Source organism: Streptomyces sp. NBC_01017, from assembly GCF_045162795.1.
Lineage (GTDB): Bacteria > Actinomycetota > Actinomycetes > Streptomycetales > Streptomycetaceae > Streptomyces > Streptomyces machairae.
Genome location: NZ_CP108683.1, coordinates 4106886 through 4121194, shown reverse-complemented (window position 1 = coordinate 4121194; position 14309 = coordinate 4106886). Strand labels below are relative to the sequence as shown.

The following is a 14309-nucleotide window of genomic DNA, read 5'->3' as shown; positions in this document are numbered from 1 at the left end:
TCGTCTCGTAACATTGCCGCATGTCTTCGACCGAGCTCCCGTCAGCGCCGGCCGCCAATGTGCTCCCCAAGGTGGCGACCGTCAGGGTCGCCGAGGGGGAGCGGCTGCGGTCGGTCGGGCTGCCCGGGATCACGCTGACGGTGCGGTCGAGGCCGCCCGCGCGCGAGGGGCTGCCGCCCGCGCTGTACGTCCATGGACTCGGCGGTTCCTCGCAGAACTGGTCGGCGCTGATGGAACTGCTCGAAGGCGAGGTCGACTGTGAGGCCGTCGACCTGCCGGGCTTCGGCGACTCGCCACCGCCGGACGACGGCGACTACTCGATCACCGCGCACGCACGCGCGGTGATTCGCTATCTCGACGCCTCCGGCCGCGGACCCGTACACCTCTTCGGCAACTCGCTCGGCGGCGCGGTCACCACGCGCGTCGCCGCCGTACGCCCGGACCTGGTCCGTACGCTCACGCTCGTGTCGCCCGCCCTGCCGGAGATCCGCGTCCAGCGCAGCGCCGTGCCCACCGCACTGCTCTCGGTGCCCGGAGTGACCTCGCTGTTCACCCGGCTCACCAAGCAGTGGACGGCGGAGCAGCGGGTCCGTGGCGTGCTGCACCTCTGCTACGGCGACCCCGGCCGGGTGACACCGGAAGGCTTCAGCAATGCCGTCCAGGAGATGAACCGGCGGCTGCAACTGCCGTACTTCTGGGACGCGATGACGCGTTCCGCGCGCGGGCTGGTCAACGCCTACACGCTGAGCGGCCAGCACGCGCTGTGGCGCCAGGCCGAGCGGGTACTGGCTCCGACGCTGCTCATCTACGGCGGCCGGGACCAGCTCGTCGGCTACCGCATGCGCAGCAAGGCCGCGCGTGCCTTCCGCGACTCCCGCCTGCTGAGCCTGCCGGATGCCGGGCACGTGGCGATGATGGAATACCCGGAGGTGGTCGCCCGCGCGTTCGGTGAACTGCTTGCGGAGACGGCGGAGACGGGGGAGTCGGAGGCCGCTCGGGGCGCCGGGGCCGCGAGACGGAGTGCGGGTGGAGCCGGGGCCGCCGCGAACGGCGAGGGCACCATGACCGAGATCTCGGGGAGCTGAGGCGCGACGTGGGACGCCACAGCAGGCGCGGGTCCGCCGCCAAGCCCAACCGCGACACCGCGGACACAACCGCACGACAGGACTCCCGGGGGGCACAGCCGGAGCCGGGCACGGCCCAGCGGGGGACGTCCGTGCCGGGTCCGGGGCCCGGTCGGGCTCCGGGTGCCCGACCGCCGGGTCCGGCACCGGGCGCGGGCCCGAGCGGCCCGCCACAGTCCGGCGGACCCGGCGGCGGTCGTCGGGTGCCTGGGCCGCCGCCCGGCCGGCAGGGGATGCCCGCGGGTGGAGGTCCGGCCTACGGAGGCCGCGGCTTCCCCGACGGCACGCCCGCGCAGGGGGTCCCGAGGCTGCCCGACGGCACGCCTGCTCACGGCTCTCCGAGGTTCCCCGACGGCACGCCCGCACATGGTTTCCCGAGGTTCCCCGACGGCACCCCGGCCCACGGCGTGCCCCGTTTCGCCGACGGTACGCCCGCCCATGGCACCCCCCAGGCCCGTGCCGGCCACCCCGAGCAGCGTGAATCCGGCGGTGGCTGGGGCGAGTTGAGGGGGCGTGCCGGCGTTGCGTACGGCGCTCCCGCGGCGGCCGGCGCCCCGCCCGTGACCGGTGTTCCCGTGCCGCGGCCCCGGCGGGCAGCGCCGTCCGAAGGGCCCCGGCAGGACTACCTGGAGGCCTTCGAGGGTGACGGGGACGTCGACGTCTTCGCGCCGCATACGACCGGGACCGCGCACGCCTCCGACCCGTACGCCTCCGACCCGTACGCCTCCGTCACCGAATGGGACACCAGGACCGGCGCCGGTGCCGCCGACGACACCGGGACACAGGCCGGCACCGACGTCGACGACGATGCCCCGCCGACCGGTGAGCCCGTGGCGGCGAAGGGCTCCAAGGGCCGGGCCTTCTCCGGCATCGCCGCTGCGGCCGTCGTCACCGTGCTGGCCGTTGTCGTCGCCGGTCAGGTCGCGAAGGGGCGGGAGGACGGCGACGTACAGTCTCAGTCCGCCACCGATCAGGAGCGGGACGCCCGCGACTCGGCCTCGCGCGGCGACGGGCGGCCGACGCCGGACGGTCCGCCGAATGTGCCGGCGCCGCTGACGTACGAGCAGAAGATGGGCGAGACGTACGCGCTCAGCGCCAAGCTCAAGGGCGCGGGCAGGTTCGACGCGGTCCCGGGGATCGCCAAGGCGCCCGGCAAGGGGCAGAAGTACACCTACCGCGTGGACGTGGAGCAGGGGCTCGGGCTCGACGGCGAACTCTTCGCCGAGGCCGTGCAGAAGACGCTCAACGACGACCGGAGCTGGGCGCACGACGGCGCCCGTACCTTCGAGCGCATCTACTCCGGCAAGCCGGATTTCGTGATCACGCTGGCCAGCCCCGGTACGACGGCCGACTGGTGTGCCAAGTCCGGTCTGGACACCACCGTCGACAATGTGTCGTGCGACTCCGCCTCCACCGAGCGCGTCATGATCAATGCGTACAGATGGGCGCAAGGGTCGGAGACATACGGTGATCGCATCCACGAGTACCGGCAGATGCTGATCAACCACGAGGTCGGTCACCGGCTCGGCTACTCCCATGTGACCTGCGACAAGGACGGCGAGCTCGCCCCGGTCATGCAGCAGCAGACCAAGTTCCTCGACCACGACGGGATCCGCTGCCGGGCCAACGCCTGGATGTATCCCGGGAGTTGACGGGTGACTCATACGTCACATTGACATGTGCAGCGAGTTCGTACATATTTCTGCACATGTCGACCCGTCACACCCCCACTCGCGCCGCCATCGAGCTGGCGCTGATCGGTGTGACCGCCCTGTGCGTGGCCGACATCGACTGTCGCTGACGCCCGCCCCCTGGCGTTCGCGTCGCGATCTTCTTCTCTTCACTCCTGTGAGCCGCTGACGGGTTTCGGACCCGTGGCGCGTTCCTGGGCTGCCGACGACCCGACGCCGGGGCAGACGTCTGTGCACTCCCGTCTCACTCCGCGTCATTTCGTCTCGATATCCGAGACTCATCATTCCGAGAGGTCGTCTCCGATGCGTCAATCGTCCGCCATAGCGCGCCGCGTGGCCGCGGCATCCGTCAGCCTGGTCGTGGCAGCGGGCGCCGCCGCCTGCGGGCCTGAGGACAACGATGCCAAGAGTGCCGGCGGCGACTCCACGCCCCACAAGGGCGGCACGCTCACGGTCCTGAACTCCAATCCCCAGCAGGACTTCGACCCGGCCCGTCTGTACACCTCCGGCGGCGGAAACGTCCCCTCTCTCGTCTTCCGTACGCTCACCACCCGCAACCGCGAGAACGGTGAGGCCGGCGCCGAGGTCGTCCCCGACCTCGCCACCGACACCGGGCGCCCGAACAAGGATGCGACCGTGTGGACGTACACCCTCAAGGAGGGCCTCAAGTACGAGGACGGCACCCCGATCGCCTCGGCCGACATCAAGTACGGCATCGAGCGCTCCTTCGCTCCCGAACTGTCCGGCGGTGCCCCGTACTTGAGGGACTGGCTGGTCGGCGCGGCCGACTACCAGGGGCCGTACAAGGACAAGAAGGGTCTCTCGGCGATCGAGACGCCGGACGAGCGGACCATCGTCTTCCGTCTCAACAAGCCCGAGGGCGAGTTCCCGTACCTGGCGACGCAGACGCAGTTCACGCCGGTGCCGAAGGACAAGGACACCGGAACGAAGTACGAGGAGCACCCGGTCTCGTCCGGCCCGTACAAGGTCGTGAAGAACGAGAACGACGGTGAGCGGCTCACCCTGGAGCGCAACACCCACTGGTCCGCCTCGACGGACGCCGAGCGCAAGGCCTACCCCGACAAGATCGACGTACGGTCCGGGCTCGACTCGTCGGTGATCAACCAGCGGCTGTCCGCGTCCCAGGGTGCGGACGCCGCCGCGGTCACCACGGACACCAACCTCGGCCCGGCCGAGCTGGCCAAGGTGACCGGCGACAAGGAACTGGCCGCGCGCGTCGGTACCGGGCACTTCGGCTACACCAACTACATCGCGTTCAACCCGAAGACCAAGCCGTTCGACAACGCCAAGGTGCGGCAGGCGATCTCGTACGCCCTCGACCGGTCGTCCGTGGTGAACGCGGCGGGCGGGTCCGCGCTCGCCGAGCCCGCGACCACCTTCCTGCCCAACCAGAAGTCCTTCGGCTACACACCGTACGACCACTTCCCGGCGGGTGCGGCCGGTGACCCGGCGAAGGCCAAGGAGCTGCTGAAGGAGGCCGGTTACGCGAACGGGCTGACCGTCACCCTGACCCACTCCAACGCCAAGGACTTCGAGACCAGCCCCGAGATCGCGACCGCGATCCAGGACGCGCTCAAGAAGGCGGGCATCACGGTCAAGCTTCAGGGTCTGGAGGAGAACGACTACTCCGACAAGATCCACAACGTGAAGACCGAGCCCGGCTTCTTCCTCGCCCACTGGGGTGCCGACTGGCCCTCCGGCGGGCCCTTCCTCGCCCCGATCTTCGACGGCCGGCAGATCGTCAAGGACGGCGCGAACTTCAACACCGGCCTGCTCGACGACACGTCCGTCAACACCGAGATCGACGCGATCAACAAGCTGACCGACCTTGACGCCGCCGCCGAGCGGTGGGGTGCGCTGGACAAGAAGATCGGCGAACAGGCGCTGACGGTGCCGCTGTTCCACCCCGTCTACAAGCGGCTGTACGGCGAGGCCGTCAAGAACGTCGTGATCAGCGACTGGACCGGCGTGCTGGACATCTCCCAGGTCGCGGTGAAGTAGCGCCGTGAGCGAGGCAGTCATTGCCGTCGAGGCTCCCGGGGTGCCTGCTCCGGGGGCCTCGGGGGCCCGTCAGTTCTGGCGGCGGCTACGTACGCAGCGCGCCGCCCTGGTCGCGGCGGCCGTCGTCGCGCTGCTCGTCCTGGTCGCGCTCGCCGCGCCGCTGCTCACCGCGGTCGAGGGCCAGGACCCGACCACCTACCACCCGTCCCTCGTGGACTCCGCGCGCGGGGGCGTGCCCATCGGGTCGTTCGGCGGAGTGAGCGCCGACCACTGGCTCGGAGTCGAACCGCAGACCGGGCGGGACCTGTTCGCGCGGCTCGTCCACGGCGCCCGGGTCTCCCTCGGAGTCGCGCTGGCCGCGACCGTCGTCCAGGTGACCATCGGCGTCGTGGTGGGCGTCGCCGCCGCGCTCGGCAGCCGCTGGGTCGACCAGCTGCTGAGCCGCTTCACCGACGTCATCGTGGCGATGCCGCTGATGATCATGGCGTTGGCGCTGCTCGCGATCGTGCCGTCGAGCTTCCCGCGGCCCGTGCTGGTCGCCCTCGTCATCGGCCTGATCGCCTGGGGCAACATCGCGAAGATCGTGCGCGCCCAGACGCTCACCCTGAAGGGGCTCGACTACGTCGCAGCCGCCCGGCTCAGCGGTTGGGGCACGTGGCGGATCGCCCGCCGGGAACTGCTGCCCGGCATCGCCGCCCCGGTCATCACGTACGCGGCCCTGCTGGTCCCGGTCAACATCTCCGTGGAGGCGGCCCTGTCCTTCCTCGGCGTCGGGGTGAAGCCGCCGACGCCGTCCTGGGGACAGATGCTCACCGCCGCCGACGTCTGGTACCAGGCCGCCCCGCAGTACCTGCTGCTGCCCGCCGGCGCGCTCTTCGTGACCGTCCTCGCCCTCACCGTCCTCGGCGACGGCGTGCGTACGGCGCTCGACCCGCGCGCGGCGTCCCGGCTGCGGGTCGGCACGGGCCGCAAGAGGGAGGCCAAGGCATGAGCGGCCTCACCGGTCTCACCAGTCTCATGAATCTCACCAGTCTCAGGAGCCTCGGAGGCTTCGTCCTGCGCCGGACCGTCGGCGTCGTCATCACCCTGTTCGCCATCTCGGTGATCGTCTACGTCGTCTTCTACGTCACCCCCGGCAACGTCGCCCAGATCACCTGCGGCCCGCGATGCTCGCCCGCCCAGGTGCAGCAGGTCGCCGAGCAACTGCACCTGAACGACCCGCTGTACACGCGCTACTGGCATTTCCTGGAGGGTCTCGTCGCCGGCCAGGACTACTCGACGGGCGCGTCCGTGCAGCACTGCTCGGCGCCCTGCCTCGGATTGTCGTACCAGAGCCACCAGCAGGTCACCCAGCTGATCCTGGCGAAGCTGCCGGTCAGCCTGTCGCTCGTGTTCGGTGCGATGGTGCTGTGGCTGATCCTGGGCGTCGGCACGGGCGTCCTGTCCGCATGGCGACGCGGCCGTCTCACCGAGCGGCTGCTGACCGGCGTCACGCTCGCCGGCGTGGCCACGCCGGTCTTCGTGATCGGTCTGGTCCTGATGATCGTCGTCTGCGGGCAGCTCCAACTGCTGCCGTTCCCGCAGTACGTCGCCTTCACCGACGATCCCGAACAGTGGGCGTGGAACCTGCTGCTGCCTTGGCTTTCCCTGGCCCTCATCGAGGCCGCCGCGTTCGCCCGTCTCACGCGCGCGGCCATGCTGGAGACGCTGGCCGAGGACCACATCCGCACCTTCCGGGCGTACGGCGTCGGCGAGCGGTCGGTCATCGGACGGCACGCGCTGCGCGGGGCCCTCGCGCCGGTCATCGCGCTGAACGCCAACAACTTCGGCGGTGCGGTCGGCGGCGCGGTGCTCACCGAGACGCTCTTCGGACTGCCCGGCATCGGACAGGAACTGGTCCACGCGGTCAACGTCGTCGACCTTCCGGTCGTCGTCGGCATGGTCCTGGTCATCGGCTTCTTCGTGGTCGTCGCCAACGCCGTCGCGGACGTGCTGTACGCGGTGGCCGACCGACGGGTGGTGCTGGCATGAGCCTCGTGGACGTCATCGACCTGACGGTCGAGTTCGGGTCCCTGCGGGCCGTCGACGGCCTGTCCTTCCGGCTGGAGCAGGGTGCCGCCCTCGCCCTCGTCGGCGAATCAGGCTCCGGGAAGTCCACGGTCGCCTCGGCGTTGCTGGGGCTGCACCGCGGCACGGGCGCACGGGTCGGCGGGTCGGTCGAGGTCGCCGGCGTCGACGTACGGCAGGCCTCGGACGAGGAACTGCGGCGACTGCGCGGCGGGAAGGCGGCCATGGTCTTCCAGGACCCGCTGTCCTCGCTCGACCCGTACTACGCGATCGGCGACCAGATCGCCGAGGTGTACCGCACACACACGCGTGTCTCGCGACGAGCGGCACGCGCGCGTGCGGTCGAGGTGCTGGACCGGGTTGGAATTCCGGACGCACTACGGCGATCCCGTTCCCGCCCGCACGAGTTCAGCGGCGGCATGCGCCAGCGTGCCCTCATCGCCATGGCACTGGCCTGCGCGCCCGACCTGCTGATCGCCGACGAGCCGACGACCGCGCTCGACGTGACCGTCCAGGCCCAGATCCTCGACCTGCTGCACAGGCTGCGCGAGGAGACCGGGATGGGTCTCCTGCTCGTCACCCACGACGTCGGCGTCGCCGCCGAGAGCGTCGACGAGGTGCTGGTGATGCGGCACGGACGGGCGGTGGAACGCGGCCCGGTCGCCGACGTCCTGGGAGCTCCGGAGCAGCCGTACACGCGCGAACTGCTGCACGCGGTCCCGCGCGTGGACACGCCGCGCGTCATCCGTGAGGGCGCCAAGGAGCCGGAGGGGGCGACGACCGCCTCGGCGGACGGCGCCTCGGCAGACGTTGCGTCGGTGGACCTGGCCTCGGCGGACGTCGTCCTGGAGGCGACCGGCCTGCGGCGTGAATTCGGCCGCGGAAAGCGGGCGTTCACGGCGGTGGACGACGTGTCGTTGACGATCCGCCGCGGTGAGACCCTGGGCGTCGTGGGGGAGAGCGGCAGCGGCAAGACGACCCTCGGGCGCATGCTGGTCGGCCTCCTGGAGCCGACGGCGGGCGAGGTCCGTTACGACGGCCACACGCGCGCGGGCGTGAATCCCGCGGTGCAGATGGTCTTCCAGGACCCTGTCTCCTCCCTCAACCCCCGCCGCACCGTGGGCGAGTCGATCGCCGACCCGCTCCGCGCGCGGGGCGAGGACGACGAGGGGCGTATCCGGGGGCGCGTACGGGAACTGCTGGAGCGCGTAGGGCTCGAAGCGGCGCACTACGACCGCTACCCCCACGAGTTCAGCGGCGGTCAGCGCCAGCGCGTGGGCATCGCGCGGGCGCTCGCCGCCGACCCGCGCGTCATCGTCTGCGACGAGCCCGTCTCCGCGCTCGACGTCACCACGCAGGCCCAGGTCGTGGCCCTGCTGGGCGAGTTGCAGCGTGAGCTGGGACTCGCGCTCGTCTTCGTCGCGCACGACCTCGCCGTCGTACGCCAGGTCAGCGACCGGGTCGCGGTGATGCGGGGCGGGCGGATCGTCGAGGAGGGCCTCGCCGACGAGGTGTACGACAACCCGCAGGACCCGTACACCAAGCAGCTCCTGGCCGCGGTACCCGCGCTCGACCCGCGGATCGCGGCCCAGCGGCGGGCGGCGCGACGGGAGTTGGCCGCGGTGTGACCGTCCGAGCCGTTCAGGTGTGACGATGCGTGCGCGTTTACTCTCTTAGCGCGACGGAACGCGACCCGCACGGGAAAGTTACGACCGTTCACCCCTTTTGGTGGCGCGATGGACAACCGTCCGTCGCGCCACCGCCTTGTCCGCATACGTTCGTCCCGCTGTGAGCCGCCGGGGGAACGGCGGCTCTCCTAAGGGAGATCGGGGGTGTGCTCGTGCGCATCGGACTGATTGCGGAGGGTGGCTATCCGTATGTGAGCGGTGACGCCAGGCTCTGGTGCGACCGGCTCGTGCGCGGGCTCGGACAGCACGAGTTCGACATCTACGCGCTCAGCCGCAGTGAGTGCCAGGAGGACGAGGGCTGGATCCCGCTGCCACCCCAGGTCACCCGCGTGCGCACGGCGCCGCTGTGGGCGGCCGAGGACGACGGGGTGGTGTACGGGCGCCGCGCGCGCCGGCGGTTCGCCGACTGCTACGGCGAGTTGGTGACCGTGCTCTGCGCAGGTGCCACCACAGACGCGTCCGGCACCCCCGAAGACGCGTCGGCCACCGAGGCGGACCGTTTCGGCAACGCGCTGTACGGCCTCGCCGAACTCGCCTGCGAAGCAGGCGGGTTGGTGGGAGCGCTCCGCTCCGAGTCCGCCGTACGCATCCTCGAGCGCGCCTGCCGAGCGCGGGGCGCCCTGCGCACGGCGCGCGAGGCGCGCGTCCCTGATCTGCTGGCCGTCGCCGCGCATCTCGAACGCACCCTGCGCCCCCTCTCGCTCGACTGGTACGAGGACGACGGCCTGGGCTCGGTCGACCTGTGCCACGCCACGTCCGGCGGCGCCGCGGCCCTGCCTGCCCTGCTCGCCCGCCACTTCCACGGCGTACCGCTGCTGCTGACCGAGTACGGCGTCCGGCTGCGCACTCACTATCTGGCCGAGACCGACGCCTCGCCCGCCGTGCGCTCCCTGCTCGCCGCCCTGCACGGCAGGCTCGCCGCCGAGTCCTACGCCCGTGCCGCGCTCATCACGCCGGGCAACGGTCACGCCCGCCGCTGGCAGGAGCGCTGCGGCGCCGAGCGCGCGAAGCTCCGCACGGTCTACCCCGGCATGGACGCCGACCGCTTCGCCGAGGTCGGCGAGGGCCCGGACCGCGCGGACCCGGACACCCTTGTCTGGGTCGGCCGCGTCGAACCGGCCAAGGACCTGGTGTCGTTGCTGCACGCCTTCGCCGAGGTCCGCAAGGAGGAACCGAAGACCCGCCTGCGGATCGTCGGCACCGCCTCGGGCGCCGAGGGTGCCGCCTATCTCGGCCACTGCAAGGTGCTGGCCGCGCAGCTCTTCCCCGACGAGGCCGAGGGTCCGCACACAGTCGGCCACAACCCGGTCTCCTTCGAGGAGATCGGCGGCCCTGAGGTCCCGGCCCTCGCCTACGCCTACGCCTCGGGCGCCGTGGCCGTCCTGTCCAGCGTCGTGGAGGGCTTCCCGATCGGCCTGGTCGAGGCCATGTTCTGCGGCCGCGCGACGGTGTCCACCGACGTCGGCGCGGTGGTGGAGGTCATCGGCGGCACCGGTCTCGTCGTACCGCCGCGCAATCCCCGCGCGCTCGCGGAGGCCTGCGTGGCGCTGTTGCGCGACCCCGAGCGCCGCGAGCGCCTGGGCGCGGCGGGACGCACGCGTGCGCTCGAACTGTTCACCGTCGAGCAGAACGTCGCAGCATTTCACGGCATTTACCTGGAGATCGTCTCGCGCACACCGGTCCGCCGAGTCGTCCTCGACGATTCCGGCGCCCCCCTGCCCTTCGCCGTCCCCGCCGAGGCCCACGTCCCCGGCCGCTGGCCCGACCGCACCACACGCCTGGTCGCCCGCGGCGGCCCACCCCGGCCGCCGGGAGCCCCCGTACGCGCCACCGCCCTGCCCGCGACGGAGGGAGCGCGATGAACGGCCTGGGAGGACTGGACCGCCCCGGGGCCCCCACCAGCCCCGGTGCATGGGACGAACGCTCGGAGGAGTGGCTCACGCCGGACGCCTACGCGGGGGAGGACGCGGCGGCAGGGGCGGACGTAGGGGTGGACGCGGTGGCAGGGATGGACGTACGGGCAGGCGGGGCCGCCGGGGTTGACGTACGGACACGCGCGGCCGCTGGGACGGACGTACGGACACGCGCGGCCGCTGGGACGGAGGCAAGGGAAGGTGCGGCCGCTAGGACGGACGTAAGGGAAGGCACGGCCGACGGACCGCCCCTCACCGCCGCCGACGCACGAACCGCCACCGCCACCCCCACGCGCACCACCGGCACCCCCACGCGCACCACCGGCACCCGATCAACCCCCACGGACCCCCGCACCACCTCCGCCGGCCGCATGGGCGCCGACCCCGTGAAGGCGCTGATGTACCGTCACCGAGGCCTGTGCGAACGCGCGGTGGACCCCTTGGACATCGCGGCCGGCCTGGAAGCCCACGGCATCACCGACCGCACCGCCTCCCGCTTCCTGCACCGGGACGTCTTCTCGCTCGCGGAGGAGATGTACGCCCGAGTGCCCCGCGACGCCGAGTCACGCCCAGGCGCCACGGCCCTCACCACCCCCCGCGCCCGAGCGGACTGGATTCTCCTCGCCCTCCTCCCCGGAGCCATCTGCGCGGCGTCTGTGACCGCCCTGCACCTCACCCACGGCCAGTCCCGCCTGATCGCGGCCGTCGCAGGAACCCTCGCCGTGGCCCTCGCCGTGCGCGCCGCCCTGGCCCGGGGCCCCCTCGCCGGCAAGGACCGTGCACACCCCACCATCACGCGGATCACCTGGCTCCTCGCCTACGCCCTCCTCGGCGACGGCCTCCTCCAGGCAGCCGCCACCGGGGGCCCGGACGCCCTCCCCACCGGCACCGCCGAAGGCCCTTGGCCCCTCACCACAGCCCCCGTACTGGCCCTCACCCTCTCCTGCGCCCCGGCGGCGTGGTGCGCCCACCTCTTCGCCGTACGGGCCCGTCGCAAACTCTCGGCCAGCCGAGCCCTGGAGGAGTTCGCCACCTCGGCAAAGCCCTTGCTCCTGGGCACGTTCGCTCTCTACCTCTGCGCCCTGACGGCTCTGCTGACCCTCACGACGACCACCCTGAACGAGCCCCCCGCCTACCTCCAGACCCTCACCCTGGGCGCCCTCCTGCTCCTCGCCCGCCTCCTCACCACCCACGGCTTCACCCACGCCCCCGCACTCGTCCTCACCGCCGCAGCCTCAGCCGAGGCAACGGCCCTGGCCGCCCTCTTCGCCGCCCGCCTCCCCGGCTGCGCCTTGCTGGCGACCCCCGTGCAGACCCTCATCGACACATGGGGCCCGGCCGCCATCCCCACCATCGCCTGCGGCGCAGGCGCCCTGACCCTCCTTCTGCACACATTGCGCACCGTGACGAGGGCATCGGCACACGCGAGGGCGGACGACACATGCTGACGGATCAGCAACCACGTCGTGCCCGCACCCGCGTACGGCGGCAAGGGGCCGTGCCGGGGGGTGTCCGCCCGCAGCGGCGGGCGTCAAGAGACAGCCCCTCTGGCCCGACAGCAACCGCCCGACCGAGGACGGACACCCCCCGGCGCGGCCCCGACCCACAACGCACTCGCAGGCGCGACGCGAACCCCCACCCAGCGGCACAGGCCGCCGCAGGCATACGCCCCCACAGCCCCGCCGAACGCCCCCTGCCCGAAACTTCCCTCCCGCCCGAAACCCCTCCCTCGCCCGAAACCCCTGTCTCGCCCGAAAGCCCCTCCGCCTGAAGTCCTCGAAGGAGAACCCCAAATGATCACCTCCCGACCCGACCACACCTCGGCCCCGGGAGCCGCCCGATGAGAGTCCTGCTGATCGGAGCCAACGGCTACCTCGGCCGCTTCGTAGCCGACCGCCTCCTCGCCGACCCCGCCGTCCAACTCACCGCGCTGGGCCGCGGCGACGACGCCGACGTCCGCTTCGACCTCGCATCAGGCAGCCCCGGCGCCCTCACCCGCTTCCTCGACGCGGTCCACCCCGGCGTAGTCATCAACTGCGCGGGCGCCACCAGAGGCGGCGCCCGCGAACTCACCCGCCACAACACCGTCGCCGTCGCCACCGTCTGCGAGGCCCTGCGCCGCAGCGGCTGCGGCGCCCGCCTCGTCCAGATCGGCTGCGGCGCCGAGTACGGCCCGAGCCAGCCCGGCTCCTCCACGGCCGAGGACGCCGTCCCCCGCCCCGGCGGCCCGTACGGCGTCAGCAAACTCGCCGCCACCGAACTGGTCCTGGGCTCCGGTCTGGACGCCGTGGTCCTCCGGGTCTTCTCGCCCGCAGGCCCGGGCACCCCCGCCGGCTCCCCCCTCGGCCGCCTCGCCGAGGCCATGCGCCGCGCCATGCAGTCGGGCGACGGAGAGCTCAAACTCACCGGCCTCGGCGCCCAACGCGACTTCATCGACGTCCGCGACGTGGCCCGCGCAGTCCACGCCGCCTCGCTGTCCGCCGCGCAGGGCGTCATCAACATCGGCTCGGGCCGCGCAGTCCGCCTCCGCGACGCCGCAGCCGTGCTCGCCCGCGTGGCGGGGTATGGCGGCGCCCTCCACGAACTCGACGGCCCGCCCGGCCCGTTGCGGGCATCCATCGGCCACCCGCGCCCCGATTCGGACCACTTGTCCCACGCCGGCCACACCGCCCACGCCGCCCACACCGCTCACGCGACCCACGTGGCGCACGCGGCCCACGCCGCCCAGGCGGGCCAGGTCTCCCCGGCCGCCTACCCGTACCCGGACGGCTGCGGCAGCTGGCAGCAGGCCGACGTACGCACCGCCCGCGACCGGCTCGGCTGGCGCCCCCGTATCAACCTCGAAGAGTCCCTGGGCGATATCTGGATGGAGGCGGCATGCCGTATCTGACCGGCGCCACGCCGCCCACAGCGAGCACCGACCTCCGTACCGGCCTCGGCATCCCCGGCTATGCGCATCCCCTGCTCGCCCCGACCGAGTGGGGCGAACTCACCCGCCCCGGAACCCCCCTGGACTGGGTCGTCCTCAACGTCGCCGACGGCCCCGGCGCCCGACCCGACCCCCACTGCCTGGAGGCCGCCGGCAGACTCCGCAACGCCGGAGTCCGCGTCCTCGGCCACCTCGACGCGGCCCACCTCGACCCGGCCCACGCCGGCACGACCCGCCTCAACCGGGCCCACGCCGGCACGGCCCGCTACGACAGGGCTCACCGCGGCACGACCCACCTCGCCGGGAACCACTGCGGTGCGTCCCACGGCGGCGCGTCCCACGGCGCCCGCCCCTTCGACGAGGTGATCTCCGAGGCCCAGCGCTACCTCGACTGGTACCTCGTCGACGGCTTCTTCCTCGATCGCTGCCCGACCGAACGCGCCGCCCTGCCCGAGGTCCGCCGCACGGTCAGCACGCTCCGCGCCCTGCGTGACGAGGCCCACATCGTCCTCGGCCACGGCACCCACCCGCACCCGGGCTACGCCGAGTGTGCCGACCAACTGGTCACCTTCCGCGGCTCGTGGAGCGACTACCGCTGGTCGCAGGTTGCCGAGTGGACGGCCGACTATCCGCCCGACCGCTTCTGCCACTTCGTCCACGGGGTGCCCCTCGGGCACCTCGACGAGGCACTGCGCATAGCCCGCTGGCAGGGCGCCGCCACGATCTGGTTCACCGACCGCACGGACCGCGGCGGGCGCACCGACCCCTGGGAGACCATGCCCGGCTACTGGGACGAAATCGTCTCGCGGATCGGAACAGGTGTCTCGGAATGAAAAAGGCCATGGCACTGTTACGGGGAGAACAACCGTAGTGAT

General features: G+C 72.2%; 11 protein-coding genes. All 11 read left to right on the top strand.

From position 1 onward, the window contains the following. Positions 1 to 20: 20 nt before the first annotated feature. The 11 genes from OG331_RS18560 to OG331_RS18510 all read left to right on the top strand — a co-directional run bounded on the left by OG331_RS18560 (position 21) and on the right by OG331_RS18510 (position 14267). The gene (locus OG331_RS18560) at positions 21 to 1085 is read left to right on the top strand and encodes an alpha/beta fold hydrolase (protein ID WP_406197568.1); all 1065 of its coding nucleotides are present in this window, start codon (positions 21 to 23) and stop codon (positions 1083 to 1085) included. Between the two features lie 8 nt (positions 1086 to 1093). After that, entirely contained in the window at positions 1094 to 2776 is a 1683-nt protein-coding gene (locus tag OG331_RS18555; protein ID WP_406197566.1) for a DUF3152 domain-containing protein, read from the top strand. A 56-nt stretch (positions 2777 to 2832) separates the two neighbouring features. Further along, positions 2833 to 2925 (top strand): Ms4533A family Cys-rich leader peptide, encoded by a 93-nt coding sequence (locus OG331_RS18550; protein ID WP_362380665.1) that lies wholly within the window; start codon positions 2833 to 2835, stop codon positions 2923 to 2925. Positions 2926 to 3118: 193 nt separating this feature from the next. Next, positions 3119 to 4837 (top strand): ABC transporter substrate-binding protein, encoded by a 1719-nt coding sequence (locus tag OG331_RS18545; RefSeq protein ID WP_406197564.1) that lies wholly within the window; start codon positions 3119 to 3121, stop codon positions 4835 to 4837. Positions 4838 to 4841: 4 nt separating this feature from the next. After that, a complete protein-coding gene (locus tag OG331_RS18540; RefSeq protein WP_365059966.1) occupies positions 4842 to 5828 on the top strand; it encodes an ABC transporter permease in 987 nt (328 codons plus the stop codon). Continuing rightward, entirely contained in the window at positions 5825 to 6868 is a 1044-nt protein-coding gene (locus OG331_RS18535; RefSeq protein WP_406197561.1) for an ABC transporter permease, read from the top strand. Before OG331_RS18540 ends, OG331_RS18535 begins: the two co-directional genes overlap by 4 nt. Further along, positions 6865 to 8532 (top strand): dipeptide ABC transporter ATP-binding protein, encoded by a 1668-nt coding sequence (locus OG331_RS18530; RefSeq protein WP_406197558.1) that lies wholly within the window; start codon positions 6865 to 6867, stop codon positions 8530 to 8532. The genes OG331_RS18535 and OG331_RS18530 overlap by 4 nt, the downstream gene beginning before the upstream one ends. Before the next feature lie 212 nt (positions 8533 to 8744). After that, positions 8745 to 10454 carry a DUF3492 domain-containing protein gene (locus tag OG331_RS18525; protein ID WP_406210102.1) on the top strand — a complete coding sequence of 570 codons (1710 nt, stop codon included), beginning with the start codon at positions 8745 to 8747 and terminating at the stop codon, positions 10452 to 10454. After that, positions 10451 to 11953 carry a hypothetical protein gene (locus OG331_RS18520; RefSeq protein WP_406197556.1) on the top strand — a complete coding sequence of 501 codons (1503 nt, stop codon included), beginning with the start codon at positions 10451 to 10453 and terminating at the stop codon, positions 11951 to 11953. The genes OG331_RS18525 and OG331_RS18520 overlap by 4 nt, the downstream gene beginning before the upstream one ends. A 392-nt stretch (positions 11954 to 12345) precedes the next feature. Further along, positions 12346 to 13395 carry an NAD-dependent epimerase/dehydratase family protein gene (locus tag OG331_RS18515; protein ID WP_406197554.1) on the top strand — a complete coding sequence of 350 codons (1050 nt, stop codon included), beginning with the start codon at positions 12346 to 12348 and terminating at the stop codon, positions 13393 to 13395. Further along, a complete protein-coding gene (locus tag OG331_RS18510) occupies positions 13383 to 14267 on the top strand; it encodes a spherulation-specific family 4 protein (RefSeq protein WP_406197551.1) in 885 nt (294 codons plus the stop codon). Before OG331_RS18515 ends, OG331_RS18510 begins: the two co-directional genes overlap by 13 nt. The last annotated feature ends 42 nt before the right edge of the window (positions 14268 to 14309 follow it).